This is a genomic window from Streptacidiphilus sp. MAP5-3, from assembly GCF_041262505.1.
In the GTDB taxonomy this organism is placed as follows: domain Bacteria; phylum Actinomycetota; class Actinomycetes; order Streptomycetales; family Streptomycetaceae; genus Streptacidiphilus.
The window spans coordinates 19,459-41,989 of the sequence record NZ_JBGCCL010000040.1; the positions used below are offsets into that span (position 1 = coordinate 19,459).

The following is a 22,531-nucleotide window of genomic DNA, read 5'->3' on the forward strand; positions in this document are numbered from 1 at the left end:
CAACGGAATCCGAAGCAAAACCGACCTTGACGCCCCGTTAACGGCAGGGTTCCATGACTGGACCGGGAGCGACTCACAGCAGTACCAGCGACAGCGCCAGGAGGCGATAGCGCTCCCCCCGACCCGACCGTTGCACGCCTTGGTGCACGAGCCGAACGGAACGCCCATGACCGACATCCTGCGCCGCCCAAGTGACGGCACAGTGGAGTCCGCGCCGCACATAGAGGCGGCCGAACCGCAGAAGCTCAAGCGTTCCATCGGCGTGGTCGGCGGCACCCTGCTGACCCTGTCCTGTCTGACGCCGGCCTCCTCGCTCTTTGTGATCGTGCCGACCTCGCTGGCGCTGATGGGCACGGGCACCGCGCTCGCGCTGCTCATCGCGATCGTGCTCTGTATCGGCGTGGCCTGGTGTTACTCCGAGCTCGGCACGCTGGTCCCCAGCGCCGGCGGCGAGTACGCCATGGCCGGACACACCGTCGGCCGGTTCACCGGCTGGGTGGCCTTCATCCAGGCGCTGCTGGTCGTCCTGATCGTCCCGCCGGTGATCGCGCTGGGCACGGCCCAGTACCTGTCCCCGATCGTCCACATCGATCCCAAGATCATGGGCGCGATCGTCATGCTCGCCGCCACCGTGATGGGCCTGCTCGACCTGCGCGCCAACGCGTGGATCACCGGCATCTTCCTGGTGCTGGAGGTCATCGCGGCCAGCCTGGTCGCCATCCTCGGCTTCAGCCACAGCAACCGCTCGGCATCGGTGCTGATCCACCCCGAACTGCCCGGCGCGCACGGCGGTATCAGCCTGGTCACCATGGGCACGATCATCGCGGGCCTGGCCGGCGCGCTCTTCATCACCCAGGGCTTCTCCACCGCGGTCTACCTGGCCGAGGAGATGGAGCGCCCGCACCGCACCGTCCCGCGCACCGTCCTGTGGACGCTGGGCATCGGCTCCGCGGTCATCCTGATCCCGGTCGTCGCGATCACCCTGGGCGCCCCCAGCCTCGACGTCCTGGCGGGTGGCGACATCTCCTCGATGGTCACCCAGTGGAGCAACTCCGCCGTCGGCACCTTCGTCAGCCTGGCGATCGCCATGGCGATCATCAACGCGGCGATCGTCATGGTCATCCAGAACTCCCGCGTGCTGTACTCCTCGGCCCGCGACAAGGCCTGGCCGGAGCCGGTCAACCGCGCGTTCACCAGCCTGAGCAAGCGCTACGGGGCGCCGTGGATCTCCACACTCGCCGTCGGCGTCCCCGGAGCGATCCTCTGCTTCGTCAACCTGAACACCCTGAGCGCGGTCACCGGCGTCTCCGTCGCCCTGCTGTACCTGTGCGTCGCCGTCGCCGCGCTGGGCGCTCGCCGCGGCCCGCACAAGGACGCCAAGGCGTACCGGATGCCGCTGTGGCCGGTGGTCCCGGTCATCCTGATCGCGGTCCTGGTCTACGTGGTCACCCAGCAGCCGGTCTCCGCCCTCCTGTGGACCGGGGGGATCACCGCAGCGGCGGCCCTCTACTGGGTCTTCTACCTCCGCCCCCGCCCGGATACCCGCTGGATCATCACCGTCCCCGAGGACGAGAAGGAAACCGCGGAGCTGGCGGGCTGACGTCCGACGCACACGCCGAGAGCCCGTCCCCGCGCACTGCGGAGACGGGCTCTCAAGCTTTGGTCGCACCACCTGGGGGCGCGGGAGCGAAACCTCAGCGAACTGCCGGGCGCGCGCCGCGCTTCTTGTTGTCGCGGAGGACCGTCGCCGTGCCGGCGATGGCGACGAGGCCGATGCCCCCGAGCGTCAGCGCGAACAGCGCCGTGCGCTGGTCCTTCTGCTGCTGGGTCTCCCCGAGGGCGAAGGGGCGGGCCTGGACCGGCGACGCGCCGGTCGTGCCCGCCGCTGTAGCGACGGCCTGGTCCTCCGGCGGGGAGTTGTCGGTGACGGCCGCGACCGGGTCCACCACACCCCAGCCGATCTCCTTGTTCCAGCCGGCGTCCGTCCGCTGCGCGGTCTGCTCGATCCGGGCGATGATCTGCGCCGGGGTCCAGTGCGGGTACTTCTCCCGCAGCAGCGCGGCCACCGCCGCCGCGTACGGCGCGGCGAAGCTGGTGCCGTTGTCGACACACTGGCCGCCCTTCGGCACCGTCGAGACGATGTCCACGCCGGGCGCGGCGACGCTCACCGACTTGCCCATCTCCGAGAAACCGTCGGCACGTTCGTTGTTGCGGTCGGAGGCGCCGACGCCGAGGACGCCCGGCAGCGCGGCCGGATACGTGGGCAGGCTCTGGTTCTCGTTGCCCGCCGCAGCGACGACCACGATCCCCTTGGCGATCGCGTTCTGGACCGACTGCGCCAGCTGGCTGCTCGCGGTGATGCCCTGGTAGGGCTGACCGTTGGAGTCGGTCAGGTCCTGCGAGATGTTGATGACCTGCGCGCCGTGCGATGCCGCGTAGTCGATCGCCTGGCTCAGCGTCTGCTCGGTGGCGGTACCGGGCTGGCCGTCGTTCTGGCGGATCGACAGGATCGTCGCCTTGGGCGCCAGGCCCTGGAAGCCGGTGCCCGTGGCGGGGCGGGCGGCGATGATGCCGGCCACCATGGTGCCGTGGCCGATCGGGTCGGTGGTCGAGGTGCCGGGGTCGTTGCTGCCCGTGAGGAAGTTCTGTCCGGCCACGACCGCGCCAGTCAGCTGCGGGTTGGTATCGTCGACGCCGGAGTCGATCACGGCGACGGTGATGTTCTGGCCCTTGTAGTCGCCCAGTTGGGACAGCAGCACGCGCTGAAGCGCCCACGGGTCACCCGGGATCGCCTGCGCGGGGAACGTGCACTGACCGTCGGAAGCCAGCGTCGCCTGCGCGGGACCGGAGGAGCGCAGGGGTTGTCCGAAGGGCAGGGCGGGCACGGCGGTGCATGCGAGGGCGCATGCGGCGACGGCCAGAGCCCTGCGGTGGTGCCTGTTCACGAATCCGGTCCCCCAGGATGATCAGGAAAGACGCCGCACGCGCCGCCGCGCCGGCCCCGCGTGGGCGGGAGACCGGCGCGCGGCGCGCGTCGACGCGATCTCGTGCGCGGTGACGCACGGACGGGCGCGCTCTACGAGCACGCCCAGGGCGTCAGGCGCCCCAGATCGAGGCGTTGCGGTTCTCGGTCGCCTGGTAGTTCTGCGCCGCGCTGTCGAGCGCACCGGCGATCTGCTCCAGCACGGAGTGCAGGTCGGCGGCGGAGGTGTCCCACTCGCGCTGGCGGGCCTGGTAGCCCTCCTGCGCCTTACCCTCCCAGCTCGCGGCGATGCGCTGCACGCCCGCCTTCAGGTCGTCGAGCTGCTGCTGGACACGCTGGGCGGTCTGGCGCACGTCGGACGACGCCTGGGACACGGTCCCGAAGTTGACAAGAATGTGGCCGGAGTTGGCCATGGTGTCTCCCTCATCGGTTCTGAACAGGTGATCGCGGACTCACGCGACACGCGTCGTCCGCTGCGGTCGGGCGGCCCGCCGTGGGCGGGCCGGGAACAAGCCGTACGGCTCGGCGTCAGCCGAGGGCCGAGGTGATCTTGTTCAGACCCGAGTGCTGATCCTGCTCCGTCGCGGTGTACTGCTTCGAGGTGTTGTCGATCGCGTCCTTGATCTCGCTCAGCACGCGGTTGAGCTTGGTCGCGTCCTCGTTCCACTTCTGCTGAAGCGCCGAGTACGCGGACGCAGCCTCACCCTGCCAGCCACCCGTGATCGAGCTGACCACGTTGTTCAGCCGGCTGAGCTCCTGCTGGATCTGGGAGTTGACCTCGGAGATGCGGGAAGAGAAAGCCCGCATCTCGTCGGCAGTAGTCCTGAACTGACCCGCCATGTAGCACCGTCCCCCATGAGACAGACCTGTGAGAAAAACCGGGAGTCCGGCATGTACCGCCCCCGGCCGACGTCACCGAGAGGTGATGTCCTGTAGCACTCTAGCCGTCCTGTACGACAGCCCCAACACCAGGTGTGGCCGGAGTTCGTCCCGTTACCGTACGGAAGCGGTCACCGTCCGGTACCACCTGACCGAACGTCAGGACCCTTGCGGTGTCTGGGCGGCATCCTTCGACAGCGCCGGCCCCGAGGGCACCATGCCCGCGAACGAGCCCGGGACCGGGAGCGGCTGGACCTGCCCGTAGCCGAGCCGGGCCGCCGCCGTGTCGCTCTGACTCGGGTCGGCTCCGGCACCCGCCGCGCCGCCTGCCGCACCACCCGAACTGCCCGAACTACCGCCGCTCGCACCGCCGTTGGAGCCGGACTGACCGCCGGACGTGCTGCCCGAGGTGCTGCTCGAGGTGCTGCCGCTGGTGCCGTCCGAGTTCATCTGCACCGGGTAGCGCAGTCCGGTGTCGGTCAGCAGGTACACCTGGCCGCTGCCGCCCTGACCGCTGACGGACTGCAGCAGCATGCCGGTGCCCGGCGTCACGTAGACGCCCGCGCTGCCCGAGTTCTTGTTCACCGGGAAGTTCTGGCCGACCCAGACGCCCAGCTGCGCGCCGGACTGGCCCATGCTGCCGCCGTACACCGCGCAGGCGGCCATCGCGCTGCTGGACTCGCCGCCGTTGTTGACCTGGGTGACGCTGTCCTGCGGCCAGTTCTTGGTGCTCTCGAACGGCGCGGCCTGGTTGGCGCCGGCCATGTCGAACTGGCCGACGGACTGCTCCTGGGTGCTGTTGTGCAGCGCCGCGACCAGACCCCGGGCGAAGTCGGAGATCCGGTGCGGCCCGTCCTGCAGCAGCACGTAGTTCATGACGTTGCCGCTCGGGTCCTTCGCCTGGAGCAGGTCGCCGATCTTCGCGCCTTGGTCGCCGATACTCGCACCGGTGTACGGCGAGCCGTAGCCCGGGATGTCCCCGCTCGGCAACGAGATCGAGTCCCCCAGCTGCAGCGTCTGCAGCCACGTGTCGGTGACCTGCTGCGGCTTGCCGTAGCTGAGGCCGAAGGCCGCGTCGGCCAACGTCTGCTCGGAGCCGGCGCCGTTGGCCACCAACTGGTGCGCCACGCCTGAGGAGTCGACCAGATAGGAGTTCTCCGGCGTCTGCACGTACAACGCCTGGTGCGGGTTCAACCGCCCCTGGCCGCCCACCGTTCCGGCCTCGGAGCCCCCCAGCACGAACAGCTTCTGTGCGATCGGGTCGCCGCTCGTCGCGTCCGAACGCTCGCACGCCGCCCAGGTCTTGGGCGTCGCGGCGTCCGTCGCCGACGGCAGGCTGTCGGGCGCGTACGGGATGCCCACCGTGACGCCGTGGGAGACGCCGGGGGCGTTCAGCGCCGAGTCCTCGATGTACTCGACCCCGGAGTTGCCGCTCAGCAGCAGCCGGGCCGAGGCGATGTTGAGCACCGGGTGCAACTGCCCACCCAGCATGACGTAGCGGGTGGTCGTCTCCTTGTCGACGATGACGTCGTTGGCGCTCTGCCACCCCTTGGGCGCGGACGGCTTCAACATCCCGTACGCGCCGAAGGCCGCTATCGCGACCGCACCGAGGACCAGGCTCGGCACCACCGCACGCAACGCCTTGGGCGCGTCGTCGACGTTCCCGCCGCCCGAAGGCTGCAGGAACGCCGCGACAGTGCGCCGTCGTGCGAACGTGTAGGCGCTGAGCTCATTGCGGCGTGATGCCATCCCGTTGCTCTCCCCGTTCCTTCGAGCTTCCCCTCGCGCATGCCGTACGTACGGTACGGGTACGGTGTTGCGATCAGCCAACCGGGCCGGGGTTTTGCTCCCGGGCGGTTTTCCGGAAAGCTTCACTCGCGGGTTCCTCGGAACCGCACCACCAGCACACCGCACCGAACTCGCCAGAGACGGTGTGGAGCAGACGACCTGAAGGGGTGCCACGGGGGATGCCCAGCCAGACCGCTTCGCGCCGCGCGCCGTCGGCGCCCGCCCGGGCGCAGGCCGCGCCGCCGGCCCAGAACGCACCGGGCGACGTCACCGTCCGGATCCGACCGCGACCGGGCTTGCTCGGTCCGGTGCGGCTGTCCCAACTGATCGTGGTCGAGGCCGTCGCCGCGGCCGTACTGATCGGCTGGGTGCACGGCCGGATCGCACTGATCGTCGGCGGCACGATCGGGGTCCTGCTGCTGATCGCGGCGCTGCTGCGCTTCGGCGGCCTCCCGCTCACCGACTCGATGCGCGCCCGGGCCGCGCTGAAGAAGCGCGCCAGCCGCGCCGCGGCGGCCCCTCAGGGACCGGACGTCGACCCGGCGTTGGCCCCGGTGCTGGAGTGCGAGCCCGCGCTGCGGGTCGTGCAGCACGCCATCGAGGCCGACGGCGTCGGCACGGTGCGTCGCGACCGCCGCGAGATCGGCATGGTCGGCGACGGCACGTTCCTGAGCGCCGTGATCCAGGTCGAGGCTCCGGACCGGCCGCTGCGCCCGCTGCCGGGCGCCGTGGGCCTGCCGCTCGACCTCCTGGCGGAGGGCCTGCGGGCCGACGACGTGGTGGTCGACTCGGTCCAACTGGTCCAGTACGCCCAGCCCGCGCCCGCACCGCACCTGCCCGAGCAGGCGCTGGCCTCCCGCGCCTACCGCGAGCTGCCGCACGGCGCCACCACCCCCGGCCTGCGGCTGACCTGGGTCTCCGTCCGCCTCGACCCGGAGCTGTGCCGCACCGCCGTGGCCGCCCGCGGCGGCGGCGAACTCGGCGCCCGCAAGGCGCTCCAGCGCGCCGTTGACCAGCTCGCCAGCCGACTGTCGGCGACCGGCCTGCGCGCCACGGTGCTCGACGCCGCCCAGGTCACCTCGGCGATCGCGACCGCCACCTGCCCCAACCCGGTCACCACCACCCAGGGCCGCGGCGCGAACCCGGGCCAGGCGGCCACGGCGGGAACGGTCACGCGCCGGACCTCCGAGACCGCCAAGGCCTGGCGCTGCGACGACCGCTGGCACCGGACCTACTGGGTCGGCCAGTGGCCGCACCTCGGCCCGCAGACCACGCCCGCGCTGGTCAACCTGCTCACCGGCACCCCGGTGCTGGGCAGCAGCTTCGCGCTCACCCTGCGCCAGGCCGGCACCGGGGCGGTCGCCCTGAGCGGCCACATCCGCGTCATCGCCCGTGGCGAGAGCGAACTCACCGCAGCAGCACGGCAGTTGGAAACCCGGGCGCGAAGCGCGGGCGCCGGACTGGTACGACTGGAACTGGAGCAGGTCCCAGGTCTTCTGGCGACCCTGCCGCTTGGGGGGACGCGCTGATGGCCACTTCCACGCACCGCCGGAGCTCGCCGGGCCCGGTCGCCGACACGTCCGCCCGCATCGGGGGCACCGCCCGGCGCGCCGTCGCCGGCTTCGGCCTGCCCGGCCCGCACCGGGAACAGCACGTGCTGACCCTCGACCAGTTGTCCTCGATCCGCCTGCCGATCGGCGACGACGGCGTCGTGATCGGCCAGGACGGCAGCGGCGGCCCGGCCGTCCTGAGCCTCTTTCGTCCGCGCCCGTACGACGTGGTGCTGGTCGGCGGCATCTGGACGGCCCAACTGATCGCGCTGCGTGCCGCCGCGACCGGCGCGCGCGTCGCCGTGGAGACCGGCCGTGGCCAGGCCTGGGGCCCGGTGGCCCAGGCTGCGGGCGGCGGCCAGCCGTGCATGACCGTGCACCCGATCGGGCGGCTCGGTCCCCAGGGCGCCACGGTCGCCGGTCCGGTCCTGGTCGTGCGCGACGCAGGCCCGCGTCCCGGACGCAGCCGCCTCTCCGCCGCACCGTGGCAGGCGATGCTGACGCTGATGCCCTACCTCGCGGAGGGCGCGGACCGTCTGCTCGGCGCCGCCGACCTGGTCGGCGTGCAGCGAGTGGCCCCGCAGGAAGCCGAGTTGATCGCCCGGGTGCTGCAGCTGCCGGCCGCGGAGGCGGCGGCGCTGCCCAACCTCGGCGACGGCGTGACATTGTGGACCAACCGCCGCACCCGGAGCTTCGTCCAGGGCGGCCCGACCCCGTCCGAGGCCCAGGTGCTGGGCCAGGCACGACGCATGGACTGACACGGCGCACGGACTGAAACGGCGCGTGAACTGACGCATGAACTCACGCATGAACTGAGCTGCGCCGGCTGAGACGGGCACACCGTCCGGGTCTGAACGGACCGAGCGGACGGCGGCGGTCCGCCGCCGGGCCGGGGCGGTTCCCGGCCCGGAGCGAGTCGTCCCATGGGGATCCGGTGCGCGTCGGGTGAATTTTCGACGGAGTTTCGACGGTCCGTCGGGGAGTGATCGGGGCTCGGCCGAACGTCGGGCCGACTCCGGACGGGGCCCCTTCCGCCCGCTGGTGAGTCCGCGTCGGATCCCGGCAGGTCCGCACCGGTCTCCCGGCCGTGACCGGGCGTGGACAGAGCTTGACGTGTTGAACGACTTCGGGACACCGTCGGTGGAGTGGCGAACGGTGCCCGGAGCTTGCTGCGACGGAGGGGCTGCCGAGCCGTCGGCTCAGCCGATTACTCTGGTGGTTCTGCGAGGCAAACGAGAGGGCGAGCACAGTGACCAGCGATCGCGACGGCGTCTATGTCGGCGACCAGACGCCCGACGAGGACGAGGAGTGGTCGGACGCGCCTGACTACACCCCTCCCGCCTGGTACATGCAAAATGCCCCACAGGTGGGGAGCCAGGCTCCCGCCCCCGTCCCCCAGCAGGGCGGATACCCGGGGACGGCACCGGCACCCTCGGGTGAACCGGGCGCACAACAGCAGTCCTTCGCGCCCCCTGCCCCCGCGGCCTACGGCCCGCAGGGCGGCCGGCCCGCGGCGTCCACGCCGGGTGCGCCCGCGCCTGCACCGGTTCCAGGGGCGCCCGCACCGACGGACGGCTCCTCGCTGCCGCCCCAGGTGAGCGGCACTCCGTTCGGCCCGCCTGCGACCGCTTCGCCCGCACCGGCCCCGGGTCCGGTTCAGGCTCAGGCGCCGGGTGCGCCAGGCGCCGACCCGGCGCTCGCGGCCTTCGGTCCCACGCCCGGCCCCGCAGCTCCCCCGGCGCCGTCGGCAGCCCAGGCCCCCCAGGGGGCTCAGCCGTCGGGCGGCGACCCGGCTCTCGCAGCCTTCGCACCGGCACCGGGCCCCGACCAGCCCGCCGCCGACCCGGCTCTCGCAGCCTTCGCACCGGCACCGGGCCCCGACCAGCCCGCCGCCGACCCGGCGCTCGCGGCCTTCGGACCGACGCCCGGCCCCGCGGCTCCCCCGGCTCCGTCGGCTCCCGGCCCGGAGAACGCGCCCGACGCGCCCTCGGCCGAGGGCTCCGCCATGCCCGGCGTCCCGGCCCAGCCGGCGCCCGCCCAGCCGCAGAACACCGTCGGCCCCGCCAACCCTGGTATGCCGTCGGCTCCTGGTATCCCGTCAGGTCCGCCCGCTCCGCCCGCTGCTCCGGCCGTCGACGCGGCGGTTCCGGGCCAGCCGCCGTTCGGCCCTCCGCCCTTCGGCCCCCCGCCGGGCATGCCGTCGGCCGGGCCCGGGTTCCCGCCTGCGGCCGCCCCCGAGACTCCGCCCCAGCCGGGTGCCTTCGGGCCGCCGTCGGCTGAGACTCCGTCGGCCCCGCCCGCCGCCCAGGGCTACCCGATGTCGCCGCAGCAGGGACAGCCGGGGCAGCCGGTGGCTCAGCCGCCGATGCCGCCCGCGACGCCGTACGGCGTCGAGCAGCAGCCGTACCGACCGGCCACCCCTGCGGGTGAACCGCCGGTTCCGCCGCAGTACCCGCAGGGCGTGCCGCCCCAGAGCGAGAACCCGTGGGGACCGCCCCAAGCCGCGCAGCCGCAGGCGCCGAACTCGCCGTGGGGTGCGCCGCAGGCCCAGCCCGTCGCGCAGGGTGCGCCGCTCGGCTACACCGCCGCCGTGGAGCTCTCCTCCGACCGTCTGATCCGCAACCAGGCACCGGAGCGCCGCCAGAACGTCGGCGGTCGGTTCCGTCTGGGCGGCAAGGCCGCCGAGGCGGACCGGCAGCAGAAGCTCGCCGTGATCCGCACGCCCGTGATGACCAGCTACAAGATCGCGGTCATCAGCCTCAAGGGCGGTGTCGGCAAGACGACCACGACCACCGCGCTGGGCTCGACGCTGGCCAGCGAGCGGCAGGACAAGGTCATCGCCGTCGACGCGAACCCGGACGCGGGAACGCTGGGCCGCCGGGTCCGCCGCGAGACCGGCGCGACCATCCGCGACCTGGTCACCGCGATCCCCCACCTGCGCAGCTACATGGACGTGCGCCGGTACACCTCGCAGGCGACCAGCGGTCTGGAGATCCTGGCCAACGACGTCGACCCGGCCGTCTCGACGACCTTCAACGACGAGGACTACCGCCGCGTCATCAACTTCCTGGGCGAGCAGTACCCGATCATCCTGACCGACTCCGGCACCGGCCTGCTCTACAGCGCCATGCGCGGCGTGCTCGACCTCGCCGACCAGCTGATCGTCGTCTCCACGCCCAGCGTCGACGGCGCCAGCAGTGCCAGCACGACGCTGGACTGGCTGACCGCCCACGGCTACGCGGACCTGGTCCAGCGCAGCATCACCGTGGTCTCCGGGGTACGCGAGACGTCGAAGATGATCAAGATCGACGACATCGTGGCGCACTTCCAGACCCGCTGCCGCGGTGTCGTGGTGGTGCCGTTCGACGAGCACCTGGCGGCCGGCGCCGAGGTGGACCTGAACCGGATGCGGCCCAAGACCCGCGAGGCGTACTTCCACCTCGCCGCAATGGTCGCTTCGGACTTCGCCCGGATCCAGCCGCAGCCGCTCGGCTGGGGCCAGCAGCCGGGCCAGGCTCCCGGCCCCGGCGGTCCCGGTGAGCAGGCGTACCCGGGCCAGCCCGCGCAGGGTGCGCCGCAGCAGGGGTACGACCCGCGCCAGCCCTACCAGTACCCCGGCCAGCAGCAGGGGTACGACCCGCGCCAGCAGCAACAGCCGACGCCGCAGCAGCAGGGTCAGGCGCCCGGCCAGCCGCCGCAGCACGACCCCCGGCAGCAGTGGGGCTACGGCTACCCGCCGCAACAGTAGGCACAAGGCCAGGACGCCGCAGCGTCATGACGGAGGGCCCGCACCGGTCATCGGTGCGGGCCCTCCGTCGTGACGTCGTGACCTCGTGGACTCGTGACGATCGCTCAGGCGCCGTCGGTCAGCTCCCGGGCGCGCTTGACGTCGTCGGCCATCCGGTCGAGCAGCGCCTCGATCGAGTCGAACTTCTCCATGCCGCGCAGGTAGGCGAGGAAGTCGACGGCGACGTGCAGCCCGTACAGGTCCAGGCCGACGCGGTCGATGGCGTAGGCCTCCACGGTGCGCTCGGTCCCGTCGAAGGTCGGGTTGGTGCCCACCGAGATCGCTGCGGGCATCCACTCCTGATCCACCGTCAACCAGCCCGCGTAGACGCCGTCCGCGGGCACGGCGGTGTGCGGGAGGGCGGACACGTTGGCGGTCGGGTAGCCGAGTTCGCGTCCCCGCTGCGCGCCGCGGACGACAGTGCCCTCAACCCGGTGCGGGCGGCCCAGCACCTCGGCCGCGCCCGTCATGTCGCCCTCGGCGACCAGGCGTCGGGCCAGCGTCGAGGAGAACGGCGCGCCGCCACCGGCCTGGCCGCTGATCTGCAGGTCGAGCACGTCGACGGTGAAGCCGAACCGCTCGCCCAGTTCGGCGAGGAGCTCGACGTTGCCCATAGCCCGGTGCCCGAAGCGGAAGTTGGGGCCCTCGACCATCTTGACCGCGTGCAGGCCGTCGACCAGCACCTGCCGTACGAAGTCCTCGGCCGAGACCTGGGAGAAGGCCGCGGTGAAGGGCAGTACCAGGACCGCGTCCACGCCCAGCTCACCCATCAGCTCGGCACGCCGGTGGTGCGGGGCCAGCAGTGCCGGGTGGCTGCCGGGACGGACGACCTCGCTCGGGTGCGGGTCGAAGGTGACCACGACGCACCGCGCGCCCAGCTCGCGGGCACGGTCGACGGCGTGGCCGATGATCCGTTGGTGGGCCCGGTGCACCCCGTCGAAGGACCCGATGGTGACGACGCTGCGTCCCCAGTCCTCCGGCACTTCCGTCAGGCCACGCCAGCGCTGCACTCTGACCGCTCCTCGTCCGTCCTGCGTCCCGACCTGCGCGGGGCGCAGGCCCAAGTGGTTCCAACCCCCTATACCTTGCCATGCGCGCGGTGCTGAGATCTCATCGGACTCGTCACACCGGCCTCCGGGGATGCCTCCGGGGATGTGCCCGGGGGTGTCTCCCACGAGGTCTCCAGCAGCCCGCGCAGTTCGACCGCCAACGGCCCCTCCGCGTCACGCAGTGCCCCGGCGAAAACCCGGCGGACATGCTCCGGCTGCTCGGCGACGAGGTCGCAGACGAAGGCCCGCAGCGTCTCGCGCTCGCCGGGACCGTGCGCCAGGCGGGCCCGCAGCCAGCCCGCCACCTGGAGCGCGCTCTCCGGTCGCCGCAGCAGATGCTCGTGGACCAGCCGTGCGGCGGCCACCCGGGCCTGCGCTGCCGGGGTCGCCGCGAGTGCCCTGAGCACCGCTGCCGCCTCCTCGCCCGGCTCCCGCAGCCGTGCCGCGTACCCGGGCAGGACGTGCACCGGGTCGCTCTCCAGCGCGGGCGCGAGCGCGTCCGCGTACAGCAGTGGATCGGCGGCGACATAGCGGGCCAGCGCCGCCCGCAGATGGCGCGGCCGGGAGAGCGGATCCCGTACCAGCGCGGTCAGTGCCGCCCCGTGCAGGGCTTCCGCTTCGGGACGGGCGAGCAGCGCCTCGGCGGCGAAACGGACGAGCGATCGATCGGCTTCCGCCTTCGGATGAGCGGATCCAAGCACGAATGCCGCCGCGACCTGTCGTTCCGGTCGCGGATCGTGCGCCCAACGATCGATCGCTCGGCAGAGTGCGGAAGGTTCCCGCTCGGCCAGCTCCCGGAGCAGCGCGTCCGCACGTGGCTGTGCCGCTTCGACCAGCGCCTCGGCGAGGTCGTCGAGGCCCGACCCGCGATGGTCGAGCAGGAGCCCGGCGGCGGTGGCGGCGACCCGGTCGTCCTCCAGCCAGCGGCAGAGCGCCGGGAAGGCGATCGCGGGCAGCGCCGCCAGCAGCCGCCCGACCAGCGCCCGAGGTTCGGGTGCCGGGCCGCGCGCCAGCAGGCGCAGCACGTCCATCCGGTCCTCGACCGACAGCGGGACGCGCTCCCAGAACTCCCACGGCACGAACGGCCCGGCCTCCGTCCGGACGGCGAGGCGCTCCGCCAGAGACCGCAGCAGCGCCCTGTGCGGCCCGGCGTCCGGCAACCGCTCCAGGGTCCCGGTCAGCAGCCGTTCGGCCCACCAGCGGGGCTCGGAGCCCGTCGCCGCGGCATCCGGGCCGTCCAGCCGCCGGACCAGCCGCGCCAGCGCCACTTCGACGGCGCTCGGGTCCACACCCGCGGCCATGCCCAGCAGCGCCTCCCGCAGCACGCCGATCCGCCAGCGCGCGACCGCGCCACCGCGCACGGCGCCGCCAGTGCTGCCGGGGGCGGCGGTGACGTCGGCCGCCCTCGGGTCGGGGCCAGGGGTGGAGGCAGCGGCGCGGGCAGGGGCGGAGGCAGGGGCGGAGGCGCCGACGCCGGGCTTTCGAGGCGGCCCCGGCGGTCCCGGCCGGGGTACCGGTGGAGCCCAGCCGCGCGGACCACCGCGTCGGTGGGCGCCCACCCGCCGTCCCGCGAACGCCTCCCGCTCGGCGGGCCCGGCCGCCTCCGGCGGAACGGGCCGGACAGGCTGTACCCGCTGCGCCGACTCCACCGGCTGCCCGGGCCGTGCCCACGGCTGGTCCGGAGGACCGGACCGCTCGACGAGGGAGGGTCCAGGGTCGGCCAGGACCAGCCCCAGGGCCGAGGAGAGGTCCAGATGAGCGCTCTGCAACCACTCCGCCATCGCACCGAGGGCGAATCGGTAGCCCGTCCCGGCGGGCACCAGGAGACCCTCGTCCAGCACCGCCTGAGCCCAGCCGCCCTCCCAGCGGAAGAGCGCGTCGAAATCGGCGGCCGTCAGCGCGCCGTCGGGGGCGGAGAGCATCAGCCGGGCCGCCTCGTGACAGCGTCCGGCGACCGTCGCGGCGACGCGGCGCACCGCTGCAAGTCGCCTGCGCCTGCCCGTGGTTCGACCGGCGTCCAGGACCTCGGCGACCCGTAGGCAGGCGAGGTCGAGACGTGCCGCCAGCAGCTCCGCCCGCGTGGGCGGCACGCCATCCTCCGCCAGCGCCAACTCCGGGCAGGCGATGCGTAGTTCGCCCAGCAGACGGAGTCGCAGCGGATCCGTCGGCACGGCCGGGAAAAGACCGCCGAGGCCGTGCCGGTCCGCCAGCACGGCCGCCGCGGCGGCGTCCAACGGACCGAGCGACCAGCAGCCGTGGACGTCGTCCGGCCCGAACGCCGGTCCCATCCGCTCCCAGAACTCCGGCAGGCAGCCGAGCGCCAAGCGGCCGTCGACCCGCCGCAGCCGACGCACCGACTCGCCGCACCAGGCGCGCCACCGGGCCAACAGCTCCGGCGGAGCCTCCTCGGGGCCGTCCAGCACCACCAGCAGCGGTCGCCGGGCACCTGCTGCGATCCGCGCCACCTGACCTCCGAGCGGCGCGGCGGCAGGACAGCCGAGGATCGAATGAGCACGGCGCAACGATCGATCGATCGCATCGATCACGTTGGCGTCCCCGGCGGCCAGATCCGCGCCGCGCAACCACACCGTCGGCAGCCGGTACGCCGCCCGGGTCCGACGCAGGGCGAGCGCGGCCAACTCCGTGGTCCGCCCGCTGCCCGTCTCCCCGACCAGCGCGAGCACCGGCCGGACCGGGTCCCACCCCTCCGCCGACTCCGGCAGCCCGACGGGACGCGGCAGACGCCCGACCCCTGCCTCGACCACCGCCGCCCCGAGCGTCGCGGCCGCCAGCTCCAGCACCCCGGCCAGGTTGAGCGCCCGCCCGTGCCCGGGGACGCTCTCCGCGTTCCGCGCCAGCAGGTCCGCCACGACCGGCTCGTGCGCGACCGTCCCGAGCGGCACAGCGAGCACCGCACCACGACGTCGCGTGCGCAGCGCGGGGGTCGCGACGCCCACCGCCGCGCCCGTCTCCGCGTCGACGACGGGCGCGCCTGCGGCCTGCACCGGCAGTCCGTAGGGAGCCTGCTCGACGCTGAGCAGCCAGACGTCGGGGACCAGCCAGATCCGTTCGGACGACTCGTAGCGGGCGGTCACCAGCCCGGAGATCCCACCGGACAGTGCGGGCGCGATCCCGGGCAGGGTGACCAGACGCGTCCCCTGCCCGTCCGCGAGCGGCCACGGCCCGCCCGGCGGCGACCGGTCCGCCCGGATCAACGCGAGCCCGTACGCCGGCAGCGGCACGATCCGCTCCGCGCGGACCCGAACCGTGGTCCCGCCCGGGTAGACGAGGGTGACGCCGGTCAGCCCGTCGACCACCTCGTGCGCCGTGAGCAGCGTCCCGTCCCGGTCCGCGGCGAACGCGAGTCCTCGCGGACCCCCCCGCAGATCCCCCACCTGCACCAGCCCCGGCCCCACCGCGCCTCCCCGGATGTCGCCCACCACGTCATCCGGAGGCTGCCCACGACGGGACGCAGCCTGCGCGTCACCCACCCGTCCGCCCCCACCGCGCGCCGCGCGCTCGCTCGTGGGAGGGAAGCAGGTTTAGGGGAAACGAAGAACGAGATTTGGGCGCAAGGGCCGGTTGCAGCACTCAGGGGCGCGGGGCAGCGGAGCCCCGCGCCCCTGAGGGGGCTGCAACATCCCAACTGCAGATGGGGATCAGACGAAAACGGCGAGCGAGATCGCCTTCCCGCCCCGTTCCTCGATCAGTGCCAGGAACCGGCCCTCCGGGTCGAAGACGGCGATCGGGTCGTCGCCCCCCAACCCCGGCGCGTCGATGCGGACGCCGTGGGTCAGCAGCCGCGCCTGCTCCGCGTCCACGTCCCAGCGGCGGAACGCTGCTGCCGCGGCGTCCGCGATGGGGAGGACGCGGTCGGCGAAGGACTCCTCCAGCTGCTCCAGCGTGTAGGCGTCGTCGATCCCGTACGCGCCCACCCGGGTCCGCCGCAGCGCGGTCAGATGGCCGCCGACGCCCAGTCCGGAGCCCAGATCGCGGGCGAGGGCCCGGATGTAGGTGCCGGACGAGCAGTCGACCGTGACGTCCAGGTCGACCACCGGCGTGCCGTCCTCCGCGACGACGTCCCGGCGCGCGTGGACCTCGAAACGCGACACCGTGACCGCGCGCGCGGCCAGTTCGACGTCCTCGCCGTCCCGGACCCGCGAGTACGACCGCTTGCCGTCGATCTTGATCGCGCTGACCTTCGACGGCACCTGCTGGATCTCGCCGGTCAGCTCCGCGACACCCGCCGCGATCGCCGCGTCGGTGACCTTCTCCGGGTCCGCTGGGACGGAGGAGGTGACCTCTCCCTCGGCGTCGTCGGTGACCGTCGCCTGGCCGAGGCGGATGGTGGCCTCGTAGGTCTTGGACGTCAGGGCCAGGTGGCCGAGCAGGCGGGTCGCCCGCTCGCTGCCGACGACCAGGACGCCGGTGGCCATCGGGTCGAGCGTGCCGGCATGGCCGACCTTGCGGGTGCCGGCCATCCGCCGGACGCGGGCGACGACGGTGTGGGAGGTGATCCCGGCGGGCTTGTCGACGATGATCAGACCGTCGGGGCCAGTGCCCTTGCGCTTCAAGAGGTGATCAATCTTTCGGTTCGGTCAACGGGTTCGCGGGGTTCGCAGAGTTCGAAGAAGCGGTCACGGAAGCGTTCGCGTTCCTGCTCGCGGTCGCGATCGCGGTCGCGGCGAGCGCGGCGAGCGCCTCGCGGAAGGCCGCGACCGTCGCCGGCACGCCCTGGCGGGAGCCGAAACCGGCCGCGTAGGAGTGGCCGCCACCGCCCAGCGCGGCGCAGGCCGCAGCGACGTCGACGGCGCCGTTGGCACGGGTCGAGCCGCGCAGGCTGCCGTCCGGGTCCTCCTTGAGGACCAGGGTGACCTCTGCCTCGGCGGCCTTGCGGACCACGTCGATCAGGCCCTCGATCTCCTCCGGCGGCACGCCGTGGGCGACCAGGTCGGCCCAGGGGACCCAGGTCCAGACGAGGCCCAGGCCGCCCGCCGCCTCGGGTTCGAGCCGGGCCCGGTCGAGGGCGGCGGCGAGCACCTTGAGGTAGCCGAACGACTGGGTGTCCCAGAGCCGACGCGAGATCACGTCGTGGCGCACGCCGGTGGCCAGCAGCCGGGCGGCGAACTCGTGGGTGGCCGGGGTGGTCGCGGAGTAGCGGAAGGAGCCGGTGTCGCTGGCGACCCCGGCGTAGAGGCAGGTGGCGATCGACCGGTCGAGCGGAACGCCGAGCCGGCGCAGGAGCTCGTCAACCAGGACCGCGGTGGCCGGCGCGAGCGGGTCGATCAGCCGACGCCGCCCGAAACCGCCGTTGGACGCGTGGTGATCGATCACCACCAGCATCCGGGCGGCCTCCGCCTTGCCTTGGAGCAGGCCGAGGCGTCGCGGGTCGGCGACGTCGAAGGTGATCATCAGGTCGGGCCGGTCCGGCACCTCGGAGACCGGGACTATCAGCTCCTGGCCGGGCAGGAATCCGAGCGACGCGGGCACCACCTGCGGGTCGTCACCGAAGGAGACCCGCGCGCTGACCCCGCGCTGCCGCAGGGCGAGGCCCAACGCCAGGGCCGAGCCCAACGCGTCCCCGTCGGGGAGCACATGAGCGACGAGATCGATCGATCGGGCCTCGGCGATCGCATCGACCACCGCCCGCCAGTCCTGATCGTCCGGTCGGCGCAGCTCGGCGCGCGGCGCCGGGAGGGCGTGCGCGGGCAGCGCGGAGGCGCCCACCTGCGTGGTGGGCGCCTCCGACGCGTCCTCCTGCCGGCCGAGCACGGCTACGCGTCCTCTGCCTCGTCGCCGTCGTGGTCGGCGAGGTCGGCGTGATCACGGTCACCGGCGTCAAGATCTTCGGCGTCGAGGTCCTCGTCGTCCTCGCCGGGCTTGCGGTACGGGTCCGCCTCGCCGGCGAAGGTCTTGCCGACGGCGACGCTGCGCACCTCGGCGTCCTGGGCCCGCGCGCGGACGAGCAGGTCGTCCAGGTGGCGGGCGGTGTCCGGAATCGCGTCCAGGACGAAGGTGAGCGACGGGGTGAACCGCACCCCGGTCTCCCGGCCCACGGTGGAGCGCAGGACGCCCTTGGCGCTCTCCAGGGCGGCGGCCGACGCCTCCCGCTCGGTCTCGTCGCCGTGGACGGTGTAGAAGACGGTGGCCTCGCGCAGGTCACCGGTGACCCGGGCGTCGGTGATGGTGACGAAGCCCAGGCGGGGATCCTTGATCCGCCGCTGCAGGGTCTCCGCGACGACCACCCGGATGCGGTCTGCGAGTTTGCGCGCCCTCGCGGTGTCGGTCACTGGTCCTCCTCGTGCTGTGGGCACCAACGCACAGTACCCAAATGCGCCCGCCTAGGGGCGCCCTGAATGATTGCCCTACTCGTCCTCGTCGTCGCGAAGCCTCCGCCTCGCGGCGAGCAACTCCACCTCGGGCCTGCCCGAGACGAGCCGCTCGCAGCTGTCCAGGATGTCGACGACGTAGGACGATTCGCCGGACACTACGGCCAGGCCGATCTCGGCCCGGCGATGCAGCTCCTGGTTACCGGTCTCGGCCGCGTACACGCTGTACTTGCGCTGCAGTTCGGCCACGATCGGTCGCACGATCGACCGTTTCTCCTTGAGGGAATGAACATCCCCCAGCAGAAGATCGAACGTAAGAGTTCCCACGAACATGTGTGACAGGTCACGCCGACCTGTGAGGCCTCGGGGACTGCTGATGTGATCACCGTACCGAGCGAGAAGGGGGCCGTCGACGGGAATTCAGCCCGTCTTCGGCCCCCTTGCTCGTTGCTCAGTCAGTCACGCACGTCAGACACTCACGCGCGCGGCTTCTCCCGCATCTCGTAGGTCTCGATGGTGTCCTCGACCTTGATGTCGTTGTACGACCCCAGGGTGACACCGGCCTCGAAGCCCTCGCGGACCTCGGTCGCGTCGTCCTTGAAACGACGCAGACCCTCGATGTTGAGGTTCTCCGCCACGACCTTGCCGTCGCGGATGAGGCGGGCCTTGGCGTTGCGCCGGATGAGGCCCTCGCGGACCAGGACACCGGCGATGTTGCCGAACTTGGAGGAGCGGAAGACCTCGCGGATCTCCGCGGAGCCGAGGCGCACCTCCTCGTACTCCGGCTTGAGCAGGCCCTTGAGCGCCGCCTCGATCTCCTCGATCGCCTGGTAGATGACCGAGTAGTAGCGGATGTCGACGCCCTCGCGGTCCGCCGCCGTACGGGCGCGGCCCTCGGCCCGGACGTTGAAGCCCAGGATGATGGCGTCGGAGCCCATGGCCAGGTCGACGTCGGACTCGGTGATCGCACCCACACCGCGGTGCAGGATGCGGAGCTCGACCTCCTCGCCCACGTCCAGCTTGAGCAGCGCGTCCTCCAGGGCCTCCACCGAACCGGAGACGTCACCCTTGATGATGAGGTTGAGCTGCTGGATGTCGCCGGCGGCGATGGCCTTGTCCAGGTCCTCGAGCGAGACGCGGACCGGACGACGCGCGAACATCGCGTTGCGGTCGCGGGCCGAGCGCTTCTCGGCGATCTGGCGGGCGGTGCGGTCCTCGTCGACGACGATGAAGCTGTCGCCGGCGCGGGGCACCGAGGTCAGACCGAGCAGCAGCACCGGGCGGGACGGACCCGCCTCCTGCAGGTTGTTGCCGTTCTCGTCGAGCATGGCGCGGACACGGCCGTAGCTGTCGCCGACCACGATCGAGTCACCGACGCGGAGGGTACCGCGCTGGATGAGCAGCGTCGCCATGGCGCCGCGGCCCTTGTCCAGGTGGGCCTCGATCGCGATGCCCTGGGCGTCCTGCTCCGGGTTGGCCCGGAGGTCCAGGCTGGCGTCCGCGGTCAGGACCACGGCCTCCAGCAGCTGCTCGATGTTCAGGCCCTGGCGCGCGGAGATGTCGACGAACATGGTGTCGCCGCCGTACTCCTCGGCCACCAGACCGAACTCGGTCAGCTGACCGCGGACCTTGGTCGGGTCGGCGCCCTCGACGTCGATCTTGTTGACGGCGACCACGATCGGCACACCGGCGGCCTTGGCGTGGTTCAGCGCCTCGACCGTCTGCGGCATGACACCGTCGTTGGCCGCGACCACCAGGATCGCGATGTCGGTGGACTTGGCACCACGGGCACGCATGGCGGTGAACGCCTCGTGACCCGGGGTGTCCAGGAACGTGATGGCACGCTCGGAGCCGTTGACCTCGGTGACGACCTGGTAGGCACCGATGTGCTGGGTGATGCCACCGGCCTCGCCCGCGACCACGTTGGTCTTGCGGATGGCGTCGAGCAGGCGGGTCTTACCGTGGTCGACGTGACCCATGACGGTCACGACCGGCGGACGCGGACGCAGCTCGTCCTCGCCGCCCTCGTTCTCGCCGAAGTCGATGTCGAAGGACTCGAGCAGCTCGCGGTCCTCGTCGTCCCGGCTGACGATCTCCAGCGTGAAGCCCATCTCACCGGCGAGCAGCTGCAGCGTCTCGTCGGAGACCGACTGGGTCGCGGTGACCATCTCGCCGAGGTTGAACATCACGGAGACCAGGGCCGCCGGGTTGGCGTTGATCTTGTCCGCGAAGTCCGTCAGCGACGCGCCACGCGAGAGGCGCACGGTCTCGCCGTGGCCCTTCGGCAGCATCACACCGCCGATGGACGGGGCCTGCATGGCCTCGTACTCCTGGCGCTTCGCACGCTTCGACTTGCGGCCACGGGCCGGACGGCCACCGGGGCCACGGCCGAAGGCACCCTGCGTGCCACCACGGGCACCGGGACCACCGGGACGACCGCCGAAGCCGCCGCCACCACCCGGACGGGCGCCGCCGAAGCCACCGCCGCCGCCACCGGGACGCGGGCCGCCGAAGCCGCCGCCACCGGCCGGACGAGCGCCCGGACCGGCCGGACGACCCTGGAAGCCGGGACGACCGCCACCGGCACCGCCGGGACGACCGCCGCCGGGGCCACCCGGACGACCGGCACCGCCGGGGCCCGGACGCGGGCCGCTGGCCGGACGCTGCGGCATCATGCCCGGGTTCGGGCGCGGCATGCCGGACGGGCTGGGCCCACCGGGACGCGGAGCGCCCTGCGGGCGCGGCATCCCACCGGGAGCACCGGCGCCACCGGGACGGGGACCGCGGTCGCCGCGCTCGCCACCCGGAGCCCCACCCGGACGCGGAGCGCCGGGACGGGGACCGCGGTCACCACGGTCGCCACCCGGAGCCCCACCCGGACGCGGAGCACCCGGACGGGGACCGCGGTCACCACGGTCACCGCGCTCGCCGCGCTCGCCACCCGGAGCCCCACCCGGACGCGGAGCGCCGGGACGGGCCATGCCGGTGTTGCTGGACGTGAAGGGGTTGTTGCCCGGACGGGGACCGGACGGGCGGGCGCCCGGCGTGGCCGGACGCGGGGCACCCGGACGCGGCGCGTTCCCGGAGGGACGCGGCGGCACGGGCGCGGAGGGGGTCTCCGGCGCGGACGCGGCGGGGGCCGTGAACTCGGCAGCCGGCGCCGCGGGGCGCGGGGCGGCCGGACGCGGACCCGGTGCGGCCGCCGGACGCGGCGCGGCGGGCGCGGCCGGGGCGGCGGGCGCCTCCGTGGCAGCGGCCGGACGCGGCGCAGCCGCAGCGGGCTTGGGGGCCGGCGGACGCGGCGCGGCGGGGCGCGGGGCGCCCGGCTTCGGGCCTGCACCGGCCGGCTTGGGCGCGGCGGGCTTCCCGGAGGAACCCGACGCGGACTTGGCGGGGGCACTGCCTCCACCGAACGCAAGCTCCAGCTTGCGTACAACAGGCGCCTCGATGGTCGACGACGCCGAACGGACAAACTCACCGAGCTCCTGGAGCTTGGCCATGACGACCTTGCTCTCGACGCCCAAATCCTTGGCGAGTTCGTATACCCGGACCTTAGCCACTTCGCTCCTTCTGGTCCGGGACTCCGCCGGACCGTCGCTATCGCTTCATGCTCGTACTCATCGCGTACTCATCGAGTGCTCATCGCAATCTCGACCTACTTTCGACTTCGCGAGGTACCTGTTACCTGACAACTTCACTTCACCGAACAACTGCGATCGCCCCGGCGGCGATCTGCTCGACGTACCGCTCGAGTGCGGTGGTGTCGAGCGGTCCCTGCAGGCGGAACGCCCGCGGGAACGCCCGTCGGCGCAGCGCCGACGCGAGGCAGCCCGACTCGGGATGCAGGTACGCGCCCCGACCGGGCAACGTGCCACGGGGATCAGGGACGCATGCGCCCTCCACCGCCGTGACACGCAGCAGGTCGTGTTTGGCCGATCGCTTCCGACACCCGACGCAGGTGCGTTCCGGGCATGCTGCGGTGCGCGTCCGGCCAGACACGTCCAAGTCTACCCCTCTGATGGTCCTCGATCCGACTCGGTTATCCGCAGGCGATCAAGCGCTGCGCCACCGAGCGGCTCCTCTTCGTCACGTCCGGGCCACGTCCGGGCCACGTCCGCGTCGGGGCGGAGTCGGGTCCGGGTCACGTGCGACCCGGACCTCCGGCC

The 22,531-nt window shown here is 72.9% G+C and carries 16 protein-coding genes; 4 read left to right on the plus strand and 12 right to left on the minus strand.

The features are described from left to right. The first annotated feature begins 166 nt into the window (after window positions 1-166). Window positions 167-1,600: an APC family permease gene (locus tag ABH928_RS33830; RefSeq protein WP_370072542.1), complete on the plus strand. Its 1,434-nt coding sequence runs from the start codon at window positions 167-169 to the stop codon at window positions 1,598-1,600. Window positions 1,601-1,694: 94 nt separating this feature from the next. Here the strand turns inward: ABH928_RS33830 and mycP are convergent, their stop codons facing one another. The 4 genes from mycP to eccB all read right to left on the minus strand — a co-directional run bounded on the left by mycP (window position 1,695) and on the right by eccB (window position 5,611). Then, window positions 1,695-2,945, minus strand: coding sequence for a type VII secretion-associated serine protease mycosin (gene mycP / locus ABH928_RS33835; RefSeq protein WP_370072543.1), 1,251 nt, complete (start codon window positions 2,943-2,945; stop codon window positions 1,695-1,697). A 151-nt stretch (window positions 2,946-3,096) separates the two neighbouring features. Further along, the gene (locus ABH928_RS33840; protein ID WP_196198695.1) at window positions 3,097-3,396 is read right to left on the minus strand and encodes a WXG100 family type VII secretion target; all 300 of its coding nucleotides are present in this window, start codon (window positions 3,394-3,396) and stop codon (window positions 3,097-3,099) included. Window positions 3,397-3,511: 115 nt separating this feature from the next. Beyond that, window positions 3,512-3,823 carry a WXG100 family type VII secretion target gene (locus ABH928_RS33845; protein WP_370072544.1) on the minus strand — a complete coding sequence of 104 codons (312 nt, stop codon included), beginning with the start codon at window positions 3,821-3,823 and terminating at the stop codon, window positions 3,512-3,514. Window positions 3,824-4,021: 198 nt separating this feature from the next. Further along, a complete protein-coding gene (gene eccB, locus ABH928_RS33850) occupies window positions 4,022-5,611 on the minus strand; it encodes a type VII secretion protein EccB (protein WP_370072545.1) in 1,590 nt (529 codons plus the stop codon). A 218-nt stretch (window positions 5,612-5,829) separates the two neighbouring features. Between eccB and eccE the strand changes: the two genes are divergently transcribed. The 3 genes from eccE (at window position 5,830) to ABH928_RS33865 (ending at window position 10,948) form a co-directional block, all read left to right on the plus strand. After that, window positions 5,830-7,179: a type VII secretion protein EccE gene (gene eccE, locus ABH928_RS33855; protein WP_370072546.1), complete on the plus strand. Its 1,350-nt coding sequence runs from the start codon at window positions 5,830-5,832 to the stop codon at window positions 7,177-7,179. After that, window positions 7,179-7,958, plus strand: coding sequence for a hypothetical protein (locus ABH928_RS33860; protein WP_370072547.1), 780 nt, complete (start codon window positions 7,179-7,181; stop codon window positions 7,956-7,958). The genes eccE and ABH928_RS33860 overlap by 1 nt, the downstream gene beginning before the upstream one ends. 491 nt (window positions 7,959-8,449) lie before the next feature. Further along, entirely contained in the window at window positions 8,450-10,948 is a 2,499-nt protein-coding gene (locus ABH928_RS33865) for an AAA family ATPase (protein ID WP_370072548.1), read from the plus strand. Between the two features lie 104 nt (window positions 10,949-11,052). Here the strand turns inward: ABH928_RS33865 and ABH928_RS33870 are convergent, their stop codons facing one another. From ABH928_RS33870 to ABH928_RS33905, 8 genes are all read right to left on the minus strand, one after another. Next, window positions 11,053-11,997 carry a bifunctional riboflavin kinase/FAD synthetase gene (locus ABH928_RS33870; RefSeq protein WP_370072549.1) on the minus strand — a complete coding sequence of 315 codons (945 nt, stop codon included), beginning with the start codon at window positions 11,995-11,997 and terminating at the stop codon, window positions 11,053-11,055. Between the two features lie 68 nt (window positions 11,998-12,065). Further along, entirely contained in the window at window positions 12,066-15,476 is a 3,411-nt protein-coding gene (locus ABH928_RS33875) for a serine protease (RefSeq protein ID WP_370072551.1), read from the minus strand. 219 nt (window positions 15,477-15,695) lie between these two features. After that, on the minus strand, window positions 15,696-16,610 hold the full coding sequence (gene truB / locus ABH928_RS33880) for a tRNA pseudouridine(55) synthase TruB (protein ID WP_370072552.1): 915 nt from the start codon (window positions 16,608-16,610) through the stop codon (window positions 15,696-15,698). A gap of 7 nt (window positions 16,611-16,617) precedes the next feature. Further along, window positions 16,618-17,808: a bifunctional oligoribonuclease/PAP phosphatase NrnA gene (locus ABH928_RS33885; protein WP_370072553.1), complete on the minus strand. Its 1,191-nt coding sequence runs from the start codon at window positions 17,806-17,808 to the stop codon at window positions 16,618-16,620. A gap of 2 nt (window positions 17,809-17,810) precedes the next feature. Next, complete coding sequence (gene rbfA, locus ABH928_RS33890) at window positions 17,811-18,326, minus strand: 30S ribosome-binding factor RbfA (RefSeq protein WP_370072554.1); 516 nt, start codon at window positions 18,324-18,326, stop codon at window positions 17,811-17,813. A 75-nt stretch (window positions 18,327-18,401) separates the two neighbouring features. After that, window positions 18,402-18,698 carry a DUF503 domain-containing protein gene (locus ABH928_RS33895; RefSeq protein WP_370072555.1) on the minus strand — a complete coding sequence of 99 codons (297 nt, stop codon included), beginning with the start codon at window positions 18,696-18,698 and terminating at the stop codon, window positions 18,402-18,404. Window positions 18,699-18,841: 143 nt separating this feature from the next. Continuing rightward, a complete protein-coding gene (gene infB, locus ABH928_RS33900) occupies window positions 18,842-21,925 on the minus strand; it encodes a translation initiation factor IF-2 (protein WP_370072556.1) in 3,084 nt (1,027 codons plus the stop codon). Between the two features lie 139 nt (window positions 21,926-22,064). After that, complete coding sequence (locus ABH928_RS33905; protein ID WP_370072557.1) at window positions 22,065-22,364, minus strand: YlxR family protein; 300 nt, start codon at window positions 22,362-22,364, stop codon at window positions 22,065-22,067. Between the last annotated feature and the right edge of the window lie 167 nt (window positions 22,365-22,531).

Coding starts and splice junctions, on each gene's coding strand:
- ABH928_RS33830 (WP_370072542.1), top strand. CDS start 167: ATGACCGACATCCTGCGCCGCCCAAGTGACGGCACAGTGGAGTCCGCG.
- ABH928_RS33840 (WP_196198695.1), bottom strand. CDS start 3,396: ATGGCCAACTCCGGCCACATTCTTGTCAACTTCGGGACCGTGTCCCAG.
- ABH928_RS33845 (WP_370072544.1), bottom strand. CDS start 3,823: ATGGCGGGTCAGTTCAGGACTACTGCCGACGAGATGCGGGCTTTCTCT.
- eccB (WP_370072545.1), bottom strand. CDS start 5,611: ATGGCATCACGCCGCAATGAGCTCAGCGCCTACACGTTCGCACGACGG.
- eccE (WP_370072546.1), top strand. CDS start 5,830: ATGCCCAGCCAGACCGCTTCGCGCCGCGCGCCGTCGGCGCCCGCCCGG.
- ABH928_RS33860 (WP_370072547.1), top strand. CDS start 7,179: ATGGCCACTTCCACGCACCGCCGGAGCTCGCCGGGCCCGGTCGCCGAC.
- ABH928_RS33895 (WP_370072555.1), bottom strand. CDS start 18,698: ATGTTCGTGGGAACTCTTACGTTCGATCTTCTGCTGGGGGATGTTCAT.